This is a genomic window from Solwaraspora sp. WMMB335 (genome assembly GCF_049179075.1).
Taxonomy (GTDB): Bacteria; Actinomycetota; Actinomycetes; order Mycobacteriales; family Micromonosporaceae; genus Micromonospora_E.
The window spans coordinates 7151979-7176103 of record NZ_JBMHMF010000001.1 but is presented as its reverse complement, the minus strand read 5'-3'; the positions used below and the strand labels follow the sequence as shown (position 1 = coordinate 7176103).

General features: G+C 71.3%; 15 protein-coding genes. 6 read left to right on the top strand and 9 right to left on the bottom strand.

All coding sequences use genetic code 11. From position 1 onward, the window contains the following. Positions 1-27: 27 nt before the first annotated feature. Positions 28-1236, bottom strand: coding sequence for a D-mannonate dehydratase ManD (gene manD, locus ACN27F_RS30950; RefSeq protein ID WP_421438998.1), 1209 nt, complete (start codon positions 1234-1236; stop codon positions 28-30). Between the two features lie 146 nt (positions 1237-1382). On the opposite strand from manD, the gene ACN27F_RS30945 reads away from it, so the two are divergent. Beyond that, positions 1383-2360, top strand: a complete 978-nt coding sequence (locus tag ACN27F_RS30945; protein ID WP_421438997.1) for an LLM class flavin-dependent oxidoreductase — start codon at positions 1383-1385, stop codon at positions 2358-2360. A gap of 237 nt (positions 2361-2597) precedes the next feature. Here ACN27F_RS30945 and ACN27F_RS30940 read toward each other — a convergent pair whose 3' ends face one another. Next, positions 2598-4865 (bottom strand): cellulose binding domain-containing protein, encoded by a 2268-nt coding sequence (locus tag ACN27F_RS30940; RefSeq protein WP_421438996.1) that lies wholly within the window; start codon positions 4863-4865, stop codon positions 2598-2600. Between the two features lie 325 nt (positions 4866-5190). Next, positions 5191-7266 carry a beta-galactosidase gene (locus ACN27F_RS30935; protein ID WP_421438995.1) on the bottom strand — a complete coding sequence of 692 codons (2076 nt, stop codon included), beginning with the start codon at positions 7264-7266 and terminating at the stop codon, positions 5191-5193. 115 nt (positions 7267-7381) lie between these two features. Between ACN27F_RS30935 and ACN27F_RS30930 the strand changes: the two genes are divergently transcribed. After that, a complete protein-coding gene (locus tag ACN27F_RS30930; RefSeq protein ID WP_421438994.1) occupies positions 7382-9700 on the top strand; it encodes a TIM-barrel domain-containing protein in 2319 nt (772 codons plus the stop codon). A 103-nt stretch (positions 9701-9803) separates the two neighbouring features. Here ACN27F_RS30930 and ACN27F_RS30925 read toward each other — a convergent pair whose 3' ends face one another. The 3 genes from ACN27F_RS30925 to ACN27F_RS30915 are packed head-to-tail and all read right to left on the bottom strand — an operon-like array spanning position 9804 to position 13560. After that, positions 9804-10784 carry a carbohydrate ABC transporter permease gene (locus ACN27F_RS30925; RefSeq protein WP_421438993.1) on the bottom strand — a complete coding sequence of 327 codons (981 nt, stop codon included), beginning with the start codon at positions 10782-10784 and terminating at the stop codon, positions 9804-9806. Then, the gene (locus ACN27F_RS30920) at positions 10781-11884 is read right to left on the bottom strand and encodes an ABC transporter permease (protein ID WP_421438992.1); all 1104 of its coding nucleotides are present in this window, start codon (positions 11882-11884) and stop codon (positions 10781-10783) included. The genes ACN27F_RS30925 and ACN27F_RS30920 overlap by 4 nt, the downstream gene beginning before the upstream one ends. Then, on the bottom strand, positions 11881-13560 hold the full coding sequence (locus tag ACN27F_RS30915) for an extracellular solute-binding protein (protein ID WP_421438991.1): 1680 nt from the start codon (positions 13558-13560) through the stop codon (positions 11881-11883). Before ACN27F_RS30915 ends, ACN27F_RS30920 begins: the two co-directional genes overlap by 4 nt. A 299-nt stretch (positions 13561-13859) precedes the next feature. On the opposite strand from ACN27F_RS30915, the gene ACN27F_RS30910 reads away from it, so the two are divergent. The 4 genes from ACN27F_RS30910 to ACN27F_RS30895 all read left to right on the top strand — a co-directional run bounded on the left by ACN27F_RS30910 (position 13860) and on the right by ACN27F_RS30895 (position 20995). Beyond that, the gene (locus ACN27F_RS30910; RefSeq protein ID WP_421438990.1) at positions 13860-15089 is read left to right on the top strand and encodes an ROK family protein; all 1230 of its coding nucleotides are present in this window, start codon (positions 13860-13862) and stop codon (positions 15087-15089) included. A 298-nt stretch (positions 15090-15387) separates the two neighbouring features. After that, a complete protein-coding gene (locus ACN27F_RS30905) occupies positions 15388-18327 on the top strand; it encodes a glycoside hydrolase family 3 C-terminal domain-containing protein (protein WP_421438989.1) in 2940 nt (979 codons plus the stop codon). A gap of 86 nt (positions 18328-18413) precedes the next feature. Further along, positions 18414-19514, top strand: a complete 1101-nt coding sequence (locus ACN27F_RS30900; RefSeq protein ID WP_421440567.1) for a LacI family DNA-binding transcriptional regulator — start codon at positions 18414-18416, stop codon at positions 19512-19514. Beyond that, complete coding sequence (locus tag ACN27F_RS30895; RefSeq protein WP_421438988.1) at positions 19511-20995, top strand: pyridoxal-dependent decarboxylase; 1485 nt, start codon at positions 19511-19513, stop codon at positions 20993-20995. The genes ACN27F_RS30900 and ACN27F_RS30895 overlap by 4 nt, the downstream gene beginning before the upstream one ends. On the opposite strand, the gene ACN27F_RS30890 is transcribed toward ACN27F_RS30895, so the two are convergent. From ACN27F_RS30890 to pyk, 3 genes are all read right to left on the bottom strand, one after another. Beyond that, positions 20992-21453 carry an RrF2 family transcriptional regulator gene (locus ACN27F_RS30890; protein ID WP_421438987.1) on the bottom strand — a complete coding sequence of 154 codons (462 nt, stop codon included), beginning with the start codon at positions 21451-21453 and terminating at the stop codon, positions 20992-20994. The two genes, ACN27F_RS30895 and ACN27F_RS30890, sit on opposite strands and share 4 nt — an antisense overlap. A gap of 66 nt (positions 21454-21519) precedes the next feature. After that, positions 21520-22416: an acyl-CoA thioesterase gene (locus ACN27F_RS30885; protein WP_421438986.1), complete on the bottom strand. Its 897-nt coding sequence runs from the start codon at positions 22414-22416 to the stop codon at positions 21520-21522. Then, the gene (gene pyk / locus ACN27F_RS30880) at positions 22413-23861 is read right to left on the bottom strand and encodes a pyruvate kinase (RefSeq protein WP_421438985.1); all 1449 of its coding nucleotides are present in this window, start codon (positions 23859-23861) and stop codon (positions 22413-22415) included. The genes ACN27F_RS30885 and pyk overlap by 4 nt, the downstream gene beginning before the upstream one ends. Positions 23862-24125: the final 264 nt, after the last annotated feature.

Below are 24125 nucleotides of genomic sequence, written 5' to 3'. Positions count from 1 at the left end.
TACCGCGGTCGCCGCACCGCGCCCGCGTCACCAGTTGTGCATGGTGCCGTCGGCCAGCCGGTTGACCGGCAACGACGCCGGCCGGTACGGGTAGCGGGCCGCCGCGGACTCGTCGATGTCGACCCCGAGGCCGGGCTCCTCGCCCGGATGCAGGTAGCCGTCGGCGAAGTGGTACGAGTGGGCAAACACCGCGTCGGTGTCCTCCGTGTGCCGCATGTACTCCTGTAGCCCGAAGTTGGGGATACTCAGGTCGACGTGCAGGGCGGCGGCCATGCACACCGGCGACAGGTCGGTGGCGCCGTGCGACCCGCTGCGTACGTGGTGCAGCGCGGCGTAGTCGAAGATGCGCCGCAGGTGGCTGATGCCACCGGCGCGCACCACGGTGGTACGGACGTAGTCGATCAGCTGTTCCCGGATGAGCTGCTGGCAGTCGAAGATGGTGTTGAAGACCTCGCCCACCGCGATCGGAGTCGTGGTGTGCTGGCGGATCAGCCGGAAACCCTCCTGCAGCTCGGCCGGCACCGGATCCTCCAACCAGGTCAGCCGGTACGGTTCCAGGTCCTTGCCCAGCCGGGCCGCCTCGATCGGGGTGAGCCGGTGGTGGGCGTCGTGCAGCAACCGCAGGTGGGGGCCGAACTCGTCACGCACCGAGGCGAACACCTGCGGCACGTGCACCAGGTAGCGCTCGGTCGACCAGGTGGCCTCGGTGGGGACCGCAGCGTCGGCCGGCTCGTAGAACATCCGGTCCTTGCCGACGCCGTAGGTCGTCGTCAGCCCGGGTACACCGGACTGGACGCGGACCGCCTGGTAGCCCAGATCGACGTAGCGGGCCACCTCGGCGAGCACCTCGGTGACGGTCTCCCCGTTGGCGTGGCCGTAGACGGTCACTCCGTCGCGGCACCGGCCGCCGAGCAGTTGGTAGACCGGCAATCCGGCGGTTTTGCCCTTGATGTCCCATAACGCGGTATCCACCGCCGCGATGGCACTCATCGTCACCGGGCCCCGCCGCCAGTACGCGCCCCGGTACAGATACTGCCAGGTGTCCTCGATCCGGGTCGCGTCCCGCCCGATCAGCGTCGGCACCACATGATCGCGCAGGTAGCTGGCGACGGCGAGTTCCCGGCCGTTGAGCGTGGCGTCACCGACGCCGGTCACCCCGTCGGCGGTGACGATCTTCAAGGTGACGAAGTTTCGCCCCGGGCAGGTCACGATCACCCGGGCGTCCACGATCCGCATCAGCCAGCTCCTCGCATCGCCCGGCGGCGCTGCGCCACCGGTCCGCCGCAGAGGCTAACCCGACACCTGGCGGGCCCGGTGACGTCACCGGGCCCGCCGGACCACCGCCGGGAAGATCGCCGCTGGCCGCGTGGTTGGGCTGCGGTGTGACCGACGTACCGCTTTCCGTCCTCGACCTCGCCCCAGTCGCCGCCGGCGCAACCACCGGCGCGGCGCTGCGGCACACCACCGAACTGGCCCGCCGGGTGGAGCAGCTCGGCTACCACCGGTTCTGGGTGGCCGAGCACCACAACATGCCGGCGATCGCCAGCGCCGCCCCGGCCGTGCTGCTCGCCCATCTGGCCGCGGCCACCGCCACGATCCGGGTCGGTTCCGGCGGGGTGATGCTGCCCAACCATCCACCGCTGGTGGTCGCCGAACAGTTCGGCACCCTGGAGGCGCTGCACCCCGGCCGGATCGACCTGGGCATCGGCCGCGCGCCCGGCACCGACCAGGCGACCGCGCTGGCGCTGCGCCGCACGATGGCCGGGTTGACGGCGGAGTCGTTCCCGCAGGAGCTGGCGGCGTTGATCAGCTACTTCCGCGGCGACCCGGGCGCGATCACCGCGACGCCGGGGGCCGGGCAGATGCCGGCGATCTGGCTGCTCGGTTCGAGCGGATTCAGCGCCCAGCTGGCGGGTGCGCTGGGGCTGCCGTTCTCGTTCGCGCATCATTTCAGCGCGGCGAACACGCTGCCGGCGCTGGCGCTGTACCGGCAGCATTTCCGCGCCTCGCAGTGGCTGGACCGGCCGTACGCGATGGTCGCGGTCAACGTGGTCTGCGCCGAGACCGACGAGCGGGCCGAGTGGCTGTCCGGCCCGGCCGGCCTGTCGTTCCTGCGGTTGCGCACCGGACGACCGGAACCGATGGCCAGCCCGCAGGACGCGGCCGCCTACCCGTACACCGATCTGGAGCGCGACTTCGTGCGCCAGCGGCTGGCGGGCCAGGCGATCGGATCGCCGCAGACCGTCCGACGGGCACTCGCCGACCTGCGCGAACGCACCGGCGCCGACGAGTTGATGCTGACCACGATGGTGTACGACATCGAGGACCGGGTGCGCTCGTTCGAGCTCGTGCTGACGTGACTCGTTCGAGCTCGTGCCGACCTGACCTGGGTCGGGTGACCGTCGACACGGACCCGCCGATCGCGAAACAGGAGCTTCATCAGCTGGTCACCGCCACGCGACCATCGGCTGGCTAAGGTTTGTGCCAGGTGATGGTTCGACGCACGAGATCACGCGTGGGGTGGATGTCGTCGCGTCCGTTGGCGGGGGGCCGGGTTCCGGTCCCCCGCCAACGTCTTGTTCAGCCGTCGGGCCAGCTCAGCGCAGGTAGACGTTGGGCTGTGGCGGGGTGGGCATGTTGTCGCCGATGAAGAACGACGGATGTGGCGGCTGGTTGTAGGCCGTGTTCTGCCAGGCGATGGCCACCCGGTACTGCGCGTCGTGCATCAGGGTGTGGATCCGCCGGTCCGTGGTGTGCCCGGTGGCGTAGATGCGCAACGCGCGCGAGTCGCTCGTCCGCCAGATCACCTCCTCGCGCCAGTCGCCGAACAGGTCCGCCGACAACGCCGGGGTGGCCTTGGTGCCGTTGTTCGACGCCACGTCGGATCCGGTCAGCAGCCGGCTGTCGCCGGACGTGCCGTACTTGTCGATGCGGGTCTGATCCAGCAGTTCCCGCACCGGGTCACCGTCCCACCAGATCACGAAGTTGATCGACGACGGCTTGCGCCCGACGGTGGACCCGGATGGTGACCGCAGCTCACTGACCGAGGCCGACCAGGACTCGGCTCCGGCGCTGCCGGCCCAGATATCGGCCGACACGCCTCGGCCGTTGTCGCCGCCGGTCGGGGTCTGCCAGATGATCTGCCCGGTCCGGGCGTCGACCAGCGCCGAGGACGGCTTCGCCCCGTCCTCCTGCACCTTGAAGTACTCCAGTCCGGCGCGGCCGGGATCGAGATCGCCGACGTGGCCGGCGTCACCGTGGTTCAGGCTGGTGTTCCACAGGCCCCGGCCGTTGTCGTCGATGGTCGCGCCGCCGAAGACGATCTCGTCCCGGCCGTCGGCGTCGACGTCGGCGATGGACAACGAGTGGTTGCCCTGCCCGGCGTAGCTGCCGTTGCCGGAGCTGTTGGAGTCGAACACCCAGCGCTGGGTCAGGCTGCCGTTACGGAAGTCCCAGGCGACGATGACCGTTCGGGTGTAGTAGCCACGCGACATGATCAGCGACGGACGCTGCCCGTCGAGATAGGCGGTGCCGGCGAGGAAGCGGTCCACCCGGTTGCCGTACGAGTCGCCCCACGACGACACGTTGCCCCGGGCCGGCACGTAGCTGACGGTCGACACGGCGGCGCCGCTCTGGCCGTCGAACATGGTCAGGTACTCCGGCCCGGCGAGGACGTAGCCTGAGGAGTTGCGGTGGTCGGCGCTGGCGCTGCCGATCACCGTACCGCGGGCGTCGCGGGTGCCGTCGGCGGTCTTCATCGCCACCTCGGCCCGGCCGTCGCCGTCGTAGTCGTACACCTGGAACTGGGTGTAGTGGGCGCCGGCCCGGATGTTGCGTCCCAGGTCGATACGCCACAGGCGGGAGCCGGTCAACTCGTACGCGTCGACGTAGACGTTGCCGGTGTAGCCGGACTGCGAGTTGTCCTTGGCGTTCGACGGGTCCCACTTGAGCACGATCTCGTACTGGCCGTCGCCGTCGAGGTCACCGACGCTGGCGTCGTTGGCCGAGTAGGTGTAGGCCTCCCCCGACGGCGTGCTGCCACCCGCCGGCACCTGCAGCGGTACGTCGAGGTAGCCGTTGGCGAAGGTCAACGACGGCGGCGAGGCGGGCTGCTCGACACCGCCGGCCACGGCCCGGACCGTGTAACTGGCGCTGGCCGCGGCGCCGGAGTCGTAGTAGTTGGTCGAATTGGTGATCGTCGTCGAGGTGAGCCGGGTCGACCCGCGGTAGACGTGGAACCCGGTGCTGGCCGCCTCGGTGCCGAGCAGGCGCCAGGAAACCAGGTTGCCGGAGCCGGACCGGACACTGATCACACCTCGGTCGAGATCTTCCATCTGCTTGGCGCCCGGTCCCGGGGTGGGTGGTGGCGTCGTCGGGGGTGCCGTGGTCGGCGGCGGGGTGGTCGGGGGTGCCGTCGTCGGGGGTGGGGTGGTCGGCGGTGCCGTCGTCGGGGGTGGGGTGGTGGTGGGCGCCACCCCGCCGGTGCAGGTGACGCCGTTGAGCGCGAAGCTGTCCGGCACCGGGTTGCTGCTGTTGTTCCAGGATCCGTTGAAACCGAACGAGGTGCTGGCGTTGGTGCCCAGGTTGCCGTTGTAACTGACGTTGTCGGCGCTCACCTGGGCACCGTTTTGCGTCACGGTGGCGTTCCACGCCTGTGTGATCGTCTGACCGGCGCCGAAGGCCCAGGTCAGCCGCCAGGAGTTGAGCGGATCACCAAGGTTGGTGATGGTCACGCTGGCGCCGAATCCACCGGGCCACTGGTTGGTGACGCGGTAGTCGACCGCGCAGCCGGCGGCCGCGGCGGCGGACGTGGCGACGATCGTGGTGAGGACGCCGGCGCCGGCGACCGTGGCGACCGCGGTCAACGCGGCCAACCTGGTCGTCCGGAGCTTTCCGGACGACGGGCGGAGGACGGGCAGGGAGCGGAGGACGGACGGGGGGCGGGATTTCCGCATGGTTGACTCCGGGGAAGGCGGCGACAGCTTCGCACCGCATGGCCGAGGGCGTCCTGGCTGCCCAGGCCAGGGTCGGTGCGTCGCCAGCGGTCGGTGCGCGATCAGGTCGGCTGTGGCGACGGCGGCGCGCGGGGTCGGCTCCCGTGGCGCTCATGCTAGGGCAATCGCTTTCCTCAGTTCAACATCGACAGGCCACGATTTGAAGGATTCAACTCGGGTCGCCACTGTCCTCGGGTCACCGCTGCCGCAGTACGACGAACCCACCCGGCGCCAGCCGCACCCGGCCGCTGGCCGTCATCCCGGTCAGCAGATCATGGCCGGAGGCCCGGACCGTGACCTGCGCCGAGCCGTGGTTGAACAGGAACAGCCAGCTCGATTCCCCCGCGACCCTGCGCACCGCCTCGACCCCGGCCGGCGCCGTCGGCAGCACCGGCGCCACCCCGGCCTCGGCCGCCACGACGGCGAGCAGTTCCTGGTAGCCGGGCTCGTCGAGCCGGGTCGACACGTACCAGGCCGCGCCGGCCCCGACCGGTCGTCGGGTCACCGCCGGGCGGCCGGCCAGCACCCCGTCGACGTAGTCGTACACCGCTTCGGCGCCGAGCAACTCGACCGCTTCCCGCCATCGCCGACCGGTCCGGCCGCCGGTCAGCGCGACCGTACCCGCCGGCCCGAGCGGCAGGAACTCCTCGCTGCGTACGCCGAGCAGGTCGCGCAGCGCGCCCGGGTAGCCGCCGAGGCGCACCCGGGCGGACGGGTCGGCGACCCCGCTGAGGTAGCTGACCACCAGGTGTCCGCCGTCGTGCACCCACCGACCGAGGCTGGCGGCCAGGTCGTCACTCATCAGGTACAGCGCCGGCAGCACCAGCATCCGGTAGCCGGACAGGTCCAGCTCCGCACCCGGGGGCACCGCCGCCGGGCAGGCGAAATCGGTGACGATGCCACAGTGCCACAGGGCCCGGTGCGCGGCGGCCACCTCGTCGGCGTACGAGATGTGCCGCGACGGCAGGCCGGGGTGCTGCAACGCCCAGCCGCTGGCCGCGTCCCAGCCGATCGCCGCGCGGGCGGTCACCGCACCGGCGTCGATGTCGCCCAGCCGGGCCAGGATCTCCCCCAACGTCACCGTCTCACGGAAGGCCCGGCTGTCGGCACCGGCGTGCGGCACCAGCGCCGAGTGGTACAGCTCGGCGCCGCCGCGCGACGCCCGCCACTGGAAGAACATCGCGCCCCGGGAGCCCCGGGCCACATGGGCCAGGCTGTGCCGCAGCATCCGGCCGGGTTCCTTGGCGTACGACACGCCGTCGGCGTGCTGGTGGATCTGGCCGGGAGCGCTTTCCATCAGCAGCCACGGCCGCGCCGGCACCCCGGATCCGCCGTGTGCCGCCGCCGCCGGTGCCGGTGCCGGTGCCGGTGCCGGTGCCGGTCGCGACCAGGAGCGGGCCAGATCGGCGGCGAGAGCGGTCTGCTGTTCGGCCCGCCCGTCGGTCTCGCTCGGATAGTGGTCGATGGCGACCAGATCGACCTCCCGCGCCCACCGGGCGTGGTCCACCGGCACCCAGTCACCGAAGACGTAGTTGGTGGTCACCGGCACGTCCGGGGTGAGCCGGCGCAGGATGTCGCGCTGTTCCACGTACGCGGCGAGCAGCTCGTCGGACCAGAACCGACGAAAGTCCAGCACCTGGGTGGGGTTGGCCAGGTACTGGGTGGCGCGCGGGGTGGTCACCTGGGCCCAGTCCGAGTAGCACTGGCTCCAGAACGACCCGGTCCACGCCTCGTTGAGCCTGCCCAGCTCACCGTAGCGGTCCCGCAGCCAGCGCCGGAACGCCTCGGCCACGTGCCCGCAGTGACAGGTGGTGCCGTACTCGTTGTGCACGTGCCACATGGCCAGCGCCGGGTGGTCGCGGTAGCGCCGGGCGAGCATGGTGGCGATCCGCCGGGCCGCGTCGCGGTACGCCGGAGCCGCCGCGCAGTACGTGTCGCGGCTGCCGTGGTGCAGCCGTACCCCGTCGGCGGTGACCGGCAGCGCGTCCGGGTGGGCCAGGGAGAACCACGGCGGGGGTGACGCGGTCGGGGTGGCCAGTACGACCTTGATCCCGCCCTGGTGCAGCAGGTCGAGCACCCGGTCGAGCCAGTCGACGGTGTAGCGCCCCGGTTGCGGTTCCAGCCGTGACCAGGCGAACACGCCAACGGTGACCAGGTTGACCCGGGCCTGGCGCATCAACGCCAGGTCGGTGGTCCAGACCTGTTCCGGCCACTGTTCGGGGTTGTAGTCCCCGCCGTAGCAGAGCCCGTCGAGCCCTCTCGGCCAGCGCATCGCCGACCCCTCCCGCCGTTGACAGTTTGTTGGGTTGGCAAAGAAACTAAATTAGTCGATCCCGATGCCGGCCGTCCCGACAGGTGCGGAACGCCGGTTCCGACGAGGAGACCGCATGCCGTACCGTCCGCCGTTGGTGCCCCATGAGACGTTCGTGGCCGATCCGCCCGACCTGCCGGTACGCCGGCCCGGCGAGGAGGGTCTCTCCGCGCTGGTGCGCGCCGAGGTCTCCGGCACCGACGGCACCGGAGTGACCTGCAAGGGCACCACCGCCGACGGTGAGTCGCTGGCGGTCGTGGTCAGCGCCGCCGGGGAGGGCGTGATCCGGGTGCGGCTGAGCGCCACGCCGGACGCGCGCAGCCGGTCCGCCCGGGCGCTGTCCCTGGTCGACCCCCAGCCCCGACCTCAGCCGTACCCGGCCCGGATCACCGTGGCCGGCGACCTGGTACGGGTCGACGCCGGAGGGGTCGTCGCGGAAATCCGTCTCGACCCGTGGCACCTGCGTTTCCTCGGCCCCGACGGCCGGGTGCTCATCGCCCAGAACCGGGGCGAGCGCGACATCAGCGGCCGGCTGCGCACCCTCCCGTTCGGCCGGTCCCTGGTGGACGGCTCGGTCGCCGCGTACCACGAATGCTTCGACGCCCCCGGCGACGAACGCTTCGTCGGGCTCGGCGAGAAGTTCACCCGGCTGGACAAGCGCGGCCAGCGGGCGCTGATGTGGAACTTCGACGCCTTCGGCAGCGAGTCGGACCGCTCGCACAAGAGCATCCCGCTGTACCTGTCCGACCGGGGCTACGGGGTGCTGGTCGACAGCGGGATGCCGGTCGAGTTCGACATCTGCTCGTCCACGCACAGCTGCGTACAGATCCTGGTGCCGGACGACCTGATCGACTACTACGTCATCGCCGGTCCCACCCCCGCCGAGATCCTGGACCGCTACGACGGGCTCACCGGCCGGCCGGTGCTGCCGCCCAAGTGGGCGTTCGGCACCTGGATCTCCTCGGGCTTCTTCGTGGACACCCAGGAGAAGGTGCTGGAGCGGGCCCGGCGAATCCGCGCCGGTGGCATCCCGTGCGACGTGCTGCACCTGGACTGCTACTGGCAGGTCGACGGCGCCTGGTCGGATCTGGCCTGGGACACGAGCACCTTTCCCGACCCGGCCGGCATGCTGGCCACCCTCGCCGAGCAGGGCTTCAAGGTCAGCCTCTGGATGAACCCGTACGTCATGACCGGTAGCCCGGTGTTCGCCGAGGCCGACGCGGCCGGATACTTCCTGCGCCGCGCGGACGGCTCCACCTACATCGCCGACGTGTGGCACGGCTCCTATCCGGTGTGCGGCATCGTCGATTTCACCAACCCGGCGGCCACCGCTTGGTTCACCGGCCTGCTGCGCGACCTGTTGCGCCAGGGTGTCATGGTGTTCAAGACCGACTTCGCCGAAGGGGTGCCGGCCGACGCGGTGGCGCACAACGGGATGACCGGCGTCGAGTTGCACAACGTCTACACCCTGCTGTTCAACGACGCGGTCGCGGCGGTGACCCGCGAGGTCGCCGGGCACGCCATGGTGTGGGCCCGCTCGTCGTTCCTCGGCGGGCAGCGGCACGCGGCACAGTGGAGCGGCGACGTCAACGCCACCTACCCGGGGATGGCCAGCACCCTGCGCGGCGGCCTGTCGCACGGGTTGTCCGGCGTGCCGTTCTGGAGTCACGACGCTGGCGGCTTCCACGGCACCCCGACCCCTGACCTGTACGTACGCTGGGCGCAGTTCGGTGCGCTGTCGCCGTTGGTGCGTTTCCACGGCACCACCAGCCGGCTGCCGTGGGACTTTCCCGACGAGGCCGCCGGGCACGCGGTCGAGGCGATCCGACTGCGCTACCGGCTGATGCCCTACATCTACTCGGCGGCGGTGACCGCCGCCCGTACCGGTGCGCCGATGCTGCGGGCGCTGCTGGTCGACTCGCCGGCCGACCCGGCGGCCTGGGGCGCGGAGTTGGAGTACCGGCTCGGCACCGACCTGCTGGTCGCTCCGATGATCAACCCGGACGGCCGGCGCCAGGTGTACCTGCCGGCCGGGCGGTGGATCGACTACTGGACCGGTGAGGTGCACGCCGGCGGCCGCTACCTGCGGGTGCGGGCGCCGCTGGAGCAGGTGCCGCTGTTCGTCCGGTACGGCGCGCTGATCCCGACCACCGAGGTACGCGACACCGTCGGCGACGGCCCGTTCTCCGACGTGACGGTGGTGAGCTGGGGTGGCGTCGACGCCGAGACGGTGGTCTGCGACTCAGACGGCGACACCACCGTACGGGCGGTCCGCGACGGTGACACCCTGCGGGTCACCGTCGACGGTCCGCTGCCGGTCCGCCGGGTACGGTGCGCCCCGGTGGCCGGCACCGAGCCACCGACCACGGTGTCGGTCAACGGCATCCCCACCTGACCGCTCCCGCTCCGCCGCGATCGTGGGCTGGTCGAGAGCTTTCGTCGGCTTTGTCCGTCGACAAGCCCACGATCGCCGGGGCAGGGGTGGCGGGCCGTCAGCGTCAGCCCTTGACGGCGCCGGTGATCACGCCCTTGGTGAAGTGCCGCTGTACGAACGGGAAGATCACGATCGCCGGCAGTACGGTGATCACCACCACGGCCATCTTGACCGCCAGGGTCGGTGGGTACGCGGTGACGCCCGGGATGTTCACCGGAGCGCCGGTCACCGACGGGGACTGGCCGGCCAGGATGTAGCTCTGCAGCACCCGCTGGATCGGCCACTTGTCGTTGTCGTCGATGTAGAGCACCGCGTTGAAGTACGCGTTCCAGTAGCCGACCGCGTAGAACAGACCGACGACCGCGATCACCGCCCTGGACAGCGGCAGCATGATCCGCCACAGGATCCGGATCTCTCCGGCGCCGTCGATGCGGGCCGCGTCGATCAGTTCGGCCGGCACGTTCATGAAGAAGGCCCGGATGACGACCAGGTTGAACACGCTGATCGCGGTCGGCAGGATCAGCGCCCACAGGCTGTTCTTCAGCCCGAGTCCGGTGACCACCAGGTAGCTGGGCACCATGCCCGGATAGATCAGGAAGGTGAGCAGGAACAGGAACAGCAGCGGGCGGTGGGCCACCGAGTCCTTGCGGGACAGCCCGTACGCGGCCAGCACGGTCAGCACCAGGCTGAACAGGGTGCCGACGACGGTGACCATGGTGCTCACCCACACCGCCCGGCTGACCTGACCACCGGAGAAGATGTTCACGTACGCCGAGAGGTCGAGCTCCCGTGGGACCACCACCATGCCGCCGGCCGCGTTGATCGTCTCCCGGGAGGACAGGCTGGTCACCAGCACCGACCACATCGGGAAGAGGACGGCGAGCACCATCGCCGTCAGGACGAGTCCCTTGAGGCCCTGGCCGGCCGGGCTCGGCGGCTCCTCCCACACCGGACGCGACGGCCCGCGCCGGGCCTGGCCGCCACCGTCCCGGCCGCGTCGGTCCCGGCCGCGTCGGTCCTGGATCGGCTGGTTCGCGATGCTCACCTGGAATACACCCCCTGTTCACCGAGCCGGTGGGCGAACTTGTTGGCAGCGATGATCAGCACCAGCCCGATGACGCCCTTGAACAGGCCCGCGGCGGCACCCATCCCCCACTGCTGCGGAATGATCGCCTGGTAGTAGACGTACGTGTCGAGCACTTCCGCGGCCTGCCGGCCGACCGCCTCACGCTGCAGGATGAACTGCTCGAAGCCGACGGTGAGCGCGTCGCCCAGGCGCAAAATCAACAGCAGGATGATCACCGGACGCAGGCCGGGCAGGGTGATGTGCCACAGCCGGCGCCACCGGCCGGCGCCGTCGGCCGCCGCCGCCTCGTACAGATTCTGGTCGATGGCACTGAGCGCGGCGAGGAAGATGATCGCGCCCCAGCCCACGTCCTTCCACACCGCCTCGGCGGTGACCAGCACGATGAAGGTGTCCGGGTTGCCCATGACGTTGGGCGGTTCGAGGCCGGCGTCGCGCATCCGCTGGGCGAGCAGGCCGGCCCCACCGAGCATCTGCATGAAGAACGTGACCACCAGCACCCAGCTGAAGAAGTGCGGCAGGTAGACGACACTCTGGATGAACCCGCGCACCCGGGTCGACAGGACGCTGTGCAGCAGGACCGCCAGCAGGATCGGCAGCGGAAAGAAGAACACCAGCTGGAACGCGGTGATGGTCAGGGTGTTGACCACCGCGTCCCAGAACGCCGGGTCACGGAACAGGGTCTCGAAGTTACCGAAGCCGATCCACTCGCTGTAGACGAACGCCTCGAACGCGTTGTCACCGACCCAGGGGTTGTAGTCCTGGAAGGCGATCACGTTGCCCAGCGTGGGCAGGTAGTGGAAGACCAGCAGCAGCAGCGCGGCCGGCGCGGCCATCAGCAGCAGCGGCCAGTCGCGGCGTAGCCGTGCGCGCAGCGGCGGCTTGCCGGTGGCCCGACCGCGACCCCGGCCCAACACCGACGGCAGGCGCGGGCGGGCGGGCCGGCGGGCGGATCGTCGACCGGTGAGCGGGTCGGTGAGTCGGTCGGCTTCGTGGCCGGCAGACCGCTGGCTCCGGTGGTCGCCGGAGCCAGCGATCACGCCGGTGTCGGTGGACGTCATCGACCGTTGTCTTCGAGAGCCTTGGCGAAGAAGTCGCGGCCCTCGTCACCGCCGGCGCTGCGCCACTCGCTGATGATCTGGTCGAGGTCGCTGGTCGGACGCCGGCCACGCAACACGTCGAGAATCTTGTCCTCGGTCGGCTGCAGCACCCGGGAGTAGTTCGCCGGGAACTCCAGCTTGATTCCGGCCCAGGGATTGGACTCCAGGTACTTCACCGTCTCGTTGGAGTAGGCCAGCAGATCCTCGACGAAGCCGGGCACATCGGCGGTCTGCACGATCGCCGGGTACCGTCCGACGATGAAGGTGTACTGGTCGGCGATCTCCTGGCGGCCGAGTTCGGTCATCACCGGACTGCCGTCGTCACCGATCGTGTGGTGCTCGCCCGCCACGCCGTACTGACGCAGGTGGTACTCCTGCGAGCCGAACGGGGCGGCACACCAGTTGAGCACCCGCAGCAGTTCCTCGGTGCGCTCGGCGCCGAGTCCCTTCTTGATGAAGGTGTAGAAGACCGGCTTTTCCTCGCCCCAGGCGATCGGGTCGCCGTCGCCGGTGGCGGAGAAGATCGGCACCGGCTGCATGTCGAACGTCGGGGTGATCTGCCGCTGCTCGGAGTACATCCCCCGCCAGGCGCCGACACCGTCCTCGTAGCAGATCAGCCGGCCGCTGTTGAACAGTTGCTTGGTATCGGAGCCCTTGCTCTCCACCACGTCCGGATGCACCAGACCCTCGGCGAACAGCTTGGTGGTGAACTCCAGGGCCGCGCGGTACTCCTCGGTCTCGTACTTGAACTCCAGACCACCGCCGTCGGTCTGCCGCCAGCCGCCCTGCGAGCCGGGCACACCGTAGAACATCTGCACCATGTGGAACACCGAGCCGAACGCCCAGACCCCGTTGCCCGGATCGGTCATCGCCTTGCCGAACTCGTACAGCTCCTCGATGTTCTTCGGAGCCTGCACGCCGGCGGCGTCGGTCAGATCCTTGCGGTAGAACAGCGCGTACGGGAACGGGCCGTCGGTCGGCCACGGGACGGCGGCCAGCCGCCCGCCCCAGACCGCGTACTGCCAGGCACCGGTCGGGAAGCTGGCCAGATGCGGGTAGGCCAGCGCGGCGTCGCCGGCCAAATAGTCGGTGAGGTCCTCGAACAGCGCCGACACCGCGTCGGAGAACCTCGGGATCTTGTCGATCTCCCAGTTCGGCGCGCAGAGCAGATCCGGCACGTCGCGGGCACCGAGAGCGGCGCTGAGCTTGTCGGCGTACGTGTTGCCGTCCTGGACGCTGAAGTCGACCGGCACGCCGAGTTCGGCGTTGACCGCCTGCAGGTAGGTGTTGCGGTCGATGCCCGGCGGGGTCGGCCCCCACCACGGGGTCATCGCGGTGATCGTCTCACCGCTGCCGCCGGGCGTGTCGGTGACCGCCTTGACCAGTTCGCTCGGGTAGTTGAGGTAGCCGTCGGCGATCGGGCGGACCCCGGTGATGTCCGGCGTGACGAGATCGACCGGCTGGTACTTGGGCAGGACCGCGCTGATCGCGTCGACGTTGGTCGCCGCGCCCTCGGTCCCGGCCTGCCGGCTGCAGCCGGCGAGCAATCCGCCACCGGCCATCGCGGTGGCGCCCAGGCCGACCAGGCCCAGGAATCGACGTCGGTTGGTGGCCGCGCCCGCGAGGGATGGATCCACGGCGCGCTCCCTTCGTATCGGCGAGCGGGTGTCCCGGCGCGTGGGCGTGGGGTGGGACCCGGTTCGCAATGGGGATGTGGGGGTACGGTTTGCACGCTAGAGTTAGTTCGTCTGATGACTAAACAAAGTAGCCGACGGTGACAGGTGCCACAAGGCGGGTACCACGAGGGAGGCCGACATGACGCGACCGACCAGCAGCGGGCCTCCTCCGACGACCTGTCGCGCCCACCCGACGGCCCCGCTCCGGCACCCGGTGCGCTGCCGGAACTGCCCGCCGGCCGGGGCGTAACGTGATCACCATGCAGAGCGGCCCGCAGCCGGCGGACCTCACCGACGTACGCGCCACCAATCTCGCGGTCGTACTGCGCTACGTACGCGCCCACGCGCCGTGTTCGCGGGCCGACATCGCCGCCGCCACCGGTCTCAACAAGGCCACCGTCTCCAGCCTGGTCGCCGACCTGATTGACCGGCGGCTGGTCCGCGAGACCGGGCTCACCGAGCACCGCATCGGCCGGCCGGCCACGATGCTGGTGATCGACGGTGACGCGTACGCCGCCATCGGCATCGAGATCAGCGCCGACCACCTCACCGCGGTGGCGCTGGACCTGGCCGGCGGCGAGGTGCTCTCCTGGCGGCGCGCGTTCACCGGACTGGCCGCCACCCCGGGCAGGGCCGCGAGCACGGTGGCCGCGCTGGCCGGCCGGGCGGTCGGTCGGGTGCTGCGCGCCGGTCGCCAGGTGCTGGGGCTGACGGTCGGGGTGCCCGGGCTGGTCGACCACGAGGGCCGGGTCTGTCTCTCCCCCGAGCTGGGCTGGCGCGACGTGGACCTGCGCGCCGACCTGATCCGGGCACTGCGCGCACCGGGGTACGAGGTGGTGGTGGACAACGACGCCCAGCTCGCCGCCCTGGCCGAGCACCGGCACGGTCCGTACGCCGGCACCGCCAACCTGGTACATCTCACCGGTGGCGCGGGCATCGGTGCGGGCCTGGTGATCGACGGCCGGCTGCTGCACGGTGCGCGGGGATTCACCGGGGAGATCGGGCACGTCCAGCTCGACCCGGGCGGGCCGGCCTGCCGCTGCGGGGCCAACGGCTGCCTGGAGGCGCTCGCCGGGATCCCGGCGCTGATCCGCCGGGTGCTGCCCGACGCCGAAATCGACGGCCCGGTCACCGATTTCGCGCCGGAGATCGACCGGGTACGGGCGCTGGCCCGGGCCGGCGACGCGCCCGCGCTGGCCGCGCTCGCCGAGATCGGCCGGCACCTGGGCACCGGGGTGTCGATCCTGGCCAACCTGGTCAACCCGGAGGTCGTGCTGCTCGGCGGCTACTTCGTGCCGCTGGCGCCGTGGCTGCTGCCGGCCGCGCAGGACGAGCTCACCGCCCGCACGGTGGCGCCGGCGGCCGGCGGCGCGCGACTGGCCGCGTCCACCTTGTCCGGTGGCGCGGCGGCGACCGGCGGCGCGGCCCGGGCGATCGCCGCGATCGACAGCGGCCGGATGCCCACCCCGCTCGCCAAGCCCGCCGGCTGACCTGCGGACACGACGCCGGTGGCTGACTGACATCAATTCGTGGCGTACGGGCTCTTGACCGTTGCCATGGGTGGATGTCAACCTCAAAGGGCTCCGCGGTTAACACGTGCGAAATGGTGTCGACGGTGGAGTATTTTTCGGACGGTCGTCGAAGCGCTTCGAGCTCGGCGCTTCCCGGGCTGGCGGCCACCGGGTCCACATCGCACCGCCGCCTGCCTGCCGCACGGCGGTCGCAGCGGTAGGGCACCGCGGCGACCGGTGCGCGGGCGCCTCGCAGATCCCGGAAGGCGATCAACCGATGAGCGACAGCACGTTCCGCGACACCGACCAGCCCGTCGGCGCCCGGGTCACCGACCTGCTCCGCCAGCTCACCCTCGACGAGAAAGTCGCGCTGCTGCACCAGCACCAGCCGCCGGTGCCACGGCTCGGGCTGACCGGCTTCCGCACCGGCACCGAGGTGCTGCACGGCGTCGCCTGGCTCGGCCCGGCCACCGTCTTCCCACAGGCGATCGGGCTCGGCGCCAGCTGGAACCCGCAGTTGCTGCGCTCGGTCGGCGAGGCCGTCGGGACCGAGGTACGTGCCCTGCACCACAAGGATCCGGCCGGTGCCGGCCTCAACGTGTGGGCGCCGGTGGTCAACCCGCTGCGGGACCCACGGTGGGGACGCAACGAGGAGGGGTACGCCGAGGACCCCTGGCTGACCGGTGAACTCGCCACCGCCTACGCCCGTGGACTGCGCGGCGACCACCCGACGTACCTGCGTACCGCCCCGACGCTGAAACACTTCCTCGGCTACAACAACGAGACCGACCGAGACCGTACATCGAGCAACCTGCCACCCCGGGTACTGCACGAATACGAACTCCCCGCCTTCCGGGCCCCGATCGCCGCCGGCGCCGCGGTCGCCGTGATGGCCTCGTACAACCTGGTCAACGGCCGGCCGGCGCACCTCAGTCCGCTGATCGACAGCGAGCTGCGCCGGTGGAGCCAGGACGACATCCTGGTGGTCGGCGACGCGGGCGCGGCCAGCAACCTGGCCGGTTCCCAGGGCTACTGCCCCGACCACGTCACCGGATTCGCGGCGGCGCTGCGCGCCGGCGTCGACAGCTTCACCGAGGACGACGCCGACCCGACGCCCACCATCGAGCGGGTCACCCAGGCCCTAGCCCAGGGGCTGCTCACCGAGGCCGACATCGACCGGGCGGCCGGGCGCATCCTGGCCGTCCGGATCCGACTGGGCGACCTGGACCCGGCCGAGGACAACCCGTACGCCGGAACCGGCACCGAAGTGATCAACTGTCCGGCGCATCAGGAGCTCGCCCGCGACGCGGTCCGGCAGGGGGTGGTGCTGCTGCGCAACGCGCCGGTCGCCGCCGGGCGGCCACCGCTGCTGCCGCTGGACGCGGCCGGCACCCGGCGGGTCGCGGTCGTCGGCCCGCTGGCCGACACGGTGCTGGAGGACTGGTACAGCGGCACCCTGCCGTACGCGGTCACCCCACGGGCCGGGTTGGCCGGCCGGTTGGCCGACGCCACGGTGGTGCACCACGAGGGCGTCGACCGGATCGCGCTGCGGGTCGGCGGTGGGGCGGGTTACCTGCGGGCCGGGGCCGCAGCGGCGTACCTGCGGGCCGGCGCTTCCAGCGACGGCGGCCCATTGCGCGCCACCGCCCCCGAGGCGGTGCCGGAGAGCTGGTTCGACGTGTTCAACTGGGGCGATGGCGTGATCGCGCTACGCAGTGTCGCCAACGGGCGCTACCTCGCCGCCGACGACGACGGAGTGCTGGTCAACGACCGCACCGGCCCGGGCGGCTGGGTGGTCCGCGAGACCTTCCGGTTGGTACGCACCGCCGACGGCCGGCTCGCGCTGCATCACCTGGCCCGTGACCGGTACGTGATCATCGACCCGGACGGCGTGTTGCGGGCCGAGGCCACCAGCGTCGACGCGGCCAGCACGTTCACCGTCGAGCTGGTCAGCGACGGTGCCCGAGAGGCCGCGGCGCTGGCCCGGGACGCGGACGTGGCGGTCGTGGTGCTCGGCAACCATCCGATGGTGTGCGGACGGGAGACCCAGGACCGTACCGGTCTGGACCTGCCCGGGGCGCAGGAGGCGCTGCTGCGCGCGGTGCACGCCGCCAACCCGCGCACCGTGCTGGTGGTGACGAGCAGCTACCCGTACGCCGTGGAATGGGCCGACCGGCACGTCCCGGCGATCGTCTGGTCCGCGCACGGCGGCCAGGAGTACGGCACCGGGCTGGCCGAGGTGCTCTGCGGCGACGCCGATCCGGGCGGGCGGCTCACCCAGACCTGGTACCGGCACACCGCCGACCTGCCCGACCTGCTCGACTACGACATCATCGCCTCGGACGCCACCTACCTCTACTTCCGCGGCGAGCCGCGCTACCCCTTTGGCCACGGACTGAGCTACACCACGTTCGAGTACACCGATCTGCGGCTGTCGAGCAGCACGGTGGACACGGACGGCACGGTCGAGATCACCGTGACGGTACGCAACACCGGCAACCGTGCCGGCACCGAGGTGGTGCAGCTCTACACCAGGCAACGGCACTCGCGGGTGAAGCAGCCGCTGCGCCGGCTGCGCGGCTTCCACAAGCTCGACCTGCCACCGGGTGAGCGTGCCACGGTCCGGTTCCGACTGGCCGCCGCCGATCTGGCCAGCTGGGACGTCACCCAGGGCCGGCCGGTGGTGGAGTCCGCTCGGCACACGGTGTCGGTCGGGCGTTCCTGCACCGACGTGCTGGTGACCGCGACGCTGACCGTCCGCGGCGAGCGCATCGGCCCGCGCGATCCGTTGGCCGGGCCGCTGCGGGCGGCGGACAACGACGACTACGCGGGGACGGCACCGGTCGACGACCGCGACGCGGCGATCGGCGCGGCCGAGGCCGGCGGCTGGATCGCGTTCAGCGCGGTCGATTTCGGTGCCGGATCGACCATGGTCACCGCCCGGGTGGCCCAGCGGCGACCACACCCGGCCGCCGGCCCGGCGGTCCTCACCCTGCGGCTGGACGATCCGCTGGCCGGACCGGTGGCGGGTACCCTGCCGGTACCGGCCACCGGCGGGCCGCACGACTGGGCGGAGGTACGGGGCGAATTGCACGGCGCGTCCGGAGTGCGGGACCTGTATCTATTGTTCAGTACCGCAGGCGCTACGGTGAGCTACCTGAGTTTCGCCGGCTCGACAGACAACGGGTCGGCCGGGAACAAGGAGGGAGGCGCCTAGTGTCCACCCCGACCCAGCCGCCAGCAGCCGGCCCGGCCGGGATGCCCGCCGCCGAACCGGCCCGCGCCGGCGGCAAGCGGGCCGACATGGTCACCATCGCGGACGTCGCCCGCCACGCCGGCGTCGCGGTGAGCACGGTGTCGTACGTCCTCAGCGGCAAGCGGGCGATCTCGGCGACCACCCGGGAACGGGTTCTGGCCAGCATCCACGTCCTCGGGTACCACCCGCACGCCGGTGCCCGGGCGTTGGCCAGCCGACGGGCGAACGTCATCGCCCTGGTGCTGCCGTTGCGCTCCGGCATGCACCTGCCGGTGCTGATGCAGTTCGCCACCAGCGTGGTCACCACCGCCCGGCAGTTCGACCACGACGTCCTGCTGGTCACCGCCGACGAGGGCCCGGCCGGGCTGCGCCGGATCGCGGCCAGCGCGATGGTCGACGGCATCGTGGTGATGGACGTCGAGATGCGCGACCCCCGGGTGCCGCTGCTGCGCGAGCTCGAACGCCCCAGCGTGCTGATCGGCTTCCCCGCCGAGGCGGCCGGCCTGACCTGCGTCGACCTCGACTTCTACCGGGCCGGCCAGGCATGCGTCGAGCACCTGGCGGCCCTCGGACACACCGAGATCGCGCTGCTCGGGGCACCGGCCGTGGTGTACGAACGGGACACCGGCTTCGCCCACCGGACCAGGGCCGGCTTCACCGAGACCGCCGCCCGGCACGGGCTGGCCGCCGTGGCGGCACCGGGCGAGGAGAACTACACCGCGATCCGCAGGGAACTGGCCAGCCTGCTGCACGGCCGTCCCGGCCTGACCGGACTGGTGGTGCACAACGAGGCCGCGGTCGGGCACGTCCTGGCCGCCCTGCCGACGCTGGGCCGGCAGGTCCCGCGGGACATCTCGGTGGTGGCGATCTGTCCCGACGAGGTGGCCGAGCGGGCCGGGCCGGCGTTGACCTCGGTGCTGATCCCCGCCGAAGAGGTCGGCCGGCAGGCGGTCAGCCTGCTGATGCGCAAGGTGGAGGGCGAGAGCGTGCCGGCCGCCACGCTGCTCGACCCGCGACTGACCGTACGGGCCAGCACCGTGCCGCCGCCGGGCGGCGACCGGGGGGACACCGACGTGGCCGGCGGGACCGGCCGCCGGGGTGAGGCCGGCGACGCGACGCTGCCAGCCGCGCGTACGGTCAGTGGGTGACCGACGACCACCTTCCCACCGCCCCGGCGTCGGCGGCCGGCGGGCACTGGGACGCCGACGAGTTCCGCCGCCACGGGTACGCCGTCGTCGACTGGATCGCCGACTACTGGCGATCGCTGGACGGGCGCCAGGTCGCGCCGGCCGTCGATCCCGGAGCGGTAGCCGCAGCGTTGCCGAGCGCACCGCCGGGCACCGGCGAGCCGTTCGAGGCGATCCTCGCCGATCTGGACCGGGTGGTGGCCCCGGCGTTGACCCACTGGCAGCACCCCGGCTTCTTCGGCTACTTCCCGGCCAACATCTCCGGGCCGAGCGTGCTGGGCGACCTGGTCAGCGCCGGACTCGGTGTCCAGGGCATGCTCTGGGCGACCAGCCCGGCGTGCACCGAGGTCGAGACGGTGATGCTGGACTGGCTGGCGCAGCTGCTGGACCTGCCGAAGCGGTTCCGCTCCGGTTCGCCCGGCGGTGGGGTGATCCAGGATTCCGCGTCCTCGGCCACCCTGGTGGCCACCCTGGCCGCCCTGCACCGGGTCAGCGAGGGCCGCTGGCGCGGCACCGGCGTCGACGGCGAGTACGTCGTCTACACCTCATCGCAGGGACACTCCTCGATCGAAAAGGCAGCCCGGATCGCCGGGCTCGGTGACGACGGCGTACGGCTGGTCGAGGCCGACCCGGACAGCCTGGCGATGCGGCCGGAGGCGTTGCGGGCGGCGTTGGCCGCCGACCGGGCGGCCGGACGGCGCCCGGCCATCGTGGTCGCGACCATCGGCACCACCTCCACCACGGCGATCGACCCCGTCGAGCAGATCGGCCGGATCTGCGCCGAGTACGGCGTCTGGCTGCACGTGGACGCCGCATACGCCGGCGCCGCAGCGGTCTGCCCTGAGCTGCGATGGACGCATGCCGGCCTGGAATGGGCCGATTCCTACTGTTTCGATCCGCACAAGTGGTTGTTGACCGGATTCGACTGCGACGCCTTCTGGGTCGCCGACCGGGCCGGGCTCGTCGAGGCGTTGACGGTGATGCCGGAGTACCTGCGCAACGCGGTGACCGACGCCGGCGCGGTGATCGACTACCGCGACTGGCAGGTGCCGCTGGGGCGGCGGTTCCGGGCATTGAAACTGTGGTTCGTGCTGCGTCACTACGGCGCGCAGGGGCTGCAGGCACACATCCGCTCGGCGGTGGCCCACGCGGCCTGGTTCGCCGATCAGGTCCGCGCCGACGACCGGTTCGAACTCGTCGCTCCGGCACCGTTCTCGCTGGTCTGCTTCCGGTTGCGCGAGCAGTCCGACGAGATCAACTCGGCCTTGCTGGCCAGCGTCAACGCCAGCGGCCACGCGTTCCTGACGCACACCCGGGTGGCTGGTCGGTTCACCCTACGACTGGCGGTGGGCGCGCCGCGTACCGAGCGGCGGCACGTCGCCGACGCCTGGCGGTTGCTCGCCGACGCCGCCACCGCGCTGCTCGCCCGCGACCGGCGCTAGCTCCAGGCGTTCGGGTCGGCGGTGAGATCGCGGACCCGCTCGGGCAGCTTTCCAGTGGCGACGTCGGCCACGGAGACAGCCTCCAGGATCTCCCGCTCGCTGGCCCGCAGCGCGATCCAGACTTCCTGCAGTGCGGCCGCGGCGCCCTGGTATCCGAGTTCCTCCGGCCGGTGCCCGCGCACGTGGGCGAGCGGGCCGTCGATCACCCGGATGAGCTCCGCGAGACTGATCTGCTCGGCCGGCCGGGCCAGCCAGTAGCCGCCGTCGGGACCACGCTGTGCCTGCACGACACCGGCCCGACGCAGCTGCAGCAGGATGCTCTCCAGGAACTTCGGCGGGATGCCCTGTGCCCGGGCGACCTGCTCGGCGGTGAGCAGGGTGCGTACCGGTGCGGCGGCGGCCAGGGCCAACTCGGCGGCGGCCCGCAACGCGTAGTCCACCCGAGCGGAGAGGCGCATACCAGTCAGGTTACGGCACGGTTTCCACTGACGGACAGAGCAACGTCCGCACACCGTCCGCGACGATCACCCACCGACCCGGCGGACGAGTCCCTCCTGGACAGCGCTGGCGATGTGCCGGCCGTCGCGGGTGAACAACCGGCCGGTGGCCAACCCTCGCGCGCCGGCGGCGGACGGGCTCCAGCAGTCGTAGAGGAACCACTCGTCGGCACGGAACGGCCGGTGGAACCACAGCGCGTGATCCAGGCTCGCCCCGACCACGCCGCCCGGTCCCCACACCTCGCCGTGCACCGACAGCACCGAGTCCAGCAACGTCAGATCCGACGCGTAGGTGAGCACGCAGGCATGCAGCAGCGGATCGTCGGGCAGCTTGCCGTCGGCGCGGATCCACACCCGCTGGTACGGGTCGGCGGGTCGCGCGCCCGGGGCGACGTAACCCGGCTCGCCCACGTACCGGACCTCCATCGGCCGCGGTACGACCGCCCACACGCCGAGCCGCTCCGGATAGCGGGCCAGCCGCTCCCGCATCGTCGGCACGGTCTCCGGGGCCGGCACGTCCGGCGGCTGCGGCGCCTGGTGTTCCAGCCCTTCCTCATGACGGTGGAACGACGCCGACATGAAGAAGATCGGCTTGCCGTGCTGGTACGCCACGGACCGGCGGACCGAGAACGACCGACCGTCGCGGATGTTCTCCACCTCGTAGTCGATCGGCTCGGTGCTGTCACCGGGCCGGACGAAGTAGCCGTGCAGCGAGTGCACCAGCCGTTCCCGGTCGACCGTGCGACCGGCGGCGACCAGCGCCTGGCCGGCGACCTGCCCGCCGAAGAGCCGCTGCGGCCCGACCTTCGGGCTGATGCCCCGGAAAGCGGCCGGGCCGGTCGGGGCCAGGTCGAGGACCTCCAGCAGATGATCGACCGCGGCCTGGCCGCTGATCGGATCGGATTGCGCCGGTTCGTCGCTCACTGCAACGCCCGGGCCGCCGCCGCGTCGACGAGGCTACCCAACTGGTGCACCCGCAGCGTGTTGGTGGATCCGGGGGTGCCGACCGGGCTGCCGGCGACGATCACCACGTACTCGCCCGGGTGGGCCCGGCCGAGCCCGAGCAGCGCCTGGTCGACCTGGCGGAACATGTCGTCGGTGTGCTGCACGAACGGCATCAGGAAGGTCTCCACCCCCCAGGACAGCGCGAGCTGGTCACGCACTTCGGCGACCGGGGTGAAGGCGAGCAACGGCAGCTCGCAGTGCAGCCGGGAGAGCCGGCGCACGGTGTCACCCGTCTGGGTGAAAGCCACCAGCGCCCGGGCGTTGATGGCCCGCGCGATGTTCGACGCGGCCGAGGTCAGCGCGCCACCGTGGGTACGGGGATCGTGCTGCAGCCGGGGCACCATGATCGAGCCGTGCTCGGTGGTCGTGACGATCTTCGCCATCGTGCTGACGGTGAGCACCGGGTACTTGCCGACGCTGGTCTCTCCGGAGAGCATCACCGCGTCGCTGCCGTCGAGCACCGCGTTGGCGACGTCGGAGGCCTCCGCCCGGGTCGGCCGTGAATTCTCGATCATCGAGTCGAGCATCTGAGTGGCCACGATGACCGGTTTGGCGTTCTCCCGGCACAGTTGCACGGCCCGCTTCTGCACCAGCGGCACCTCGTCGAGTGGCATCTCGACACCGAGATCGCCCCGGGCGACCATCACCCCGTCGAACGCGTCGATGATCGCTTCCAGATGGGTGACCGCCTCCGGCTTCTCGACCTTGGCCAGAACCGGACGGCGCACCCCCTCCTCGTCCATGATCGCGTGGACGAGCTTGATGTCCTCAGGCGATCGGACGAACGACAGTGCGATGAAGTCGGCGCTGAGTCCGAGCGCGAACCGCAGGTCCGCCGCGTCCTTGTCCGACAACGCGGGCACGCTGACCGCGACGTTCGGCAGCGAGACCCCCTTGTTGTTGGAGACCGGCCCGCCCTCGACGACCAGCACCCGGATGTCGTTGCCGTCGACAGCGCTGACCTCGACGGCGACCTTGCCGTCGTCGATCAGCAGCCGGTCACCGGGGCGCACCTCCTGCGGCAGCCGGCGGTAGGTGCAGGACACCCGGTCCCGGGTGCCGAGGATGTCGTCGCTGGTGATGACGACCGAGTCACCGGTACGCCACTCGTGCGGCCCGTCGGCGAACCGGCCCAGGCGGATCTTGGGACCCTGCAGGTCGGCGAGGACCGTCACGGCCCGCCCTGATGCCTTGGCCGCCTCGCGGACGAGGCGGTAGACCTGCTCGTGATCGGCGTGGCTGCCGTGGCTGAAGTTCAGCCGGGCCACATCCATGCCCGCTTCCACCAGCCCCCGGATGCGTTCCAGAGACGATGTCGCAGGGCCAAGCGTGCAGACGATTTTCGCGCGGCGTGTCACGGCCATCAGGCTAGTCTCTCCCCTTGATCGGCTCGCTGGCCGACCCGACGGATGTCCAACGGACGTGCCCGCCAACGGCCCGCCTGCGCCGTGGCACACCACATCCGCAGGACATCGTACTGGCGGGCGCTACAGCGGTGGTGGACCAGCGGGCATCGACGACCGCGCCTGCCAGCGTACCGTGCGGGCGGGTCCCGACGGTACGGCCACATCGTTTCGCGATCATTTGCCACGCCGTCACATCGGCCCGGTTAACTGGTCACTCACGCC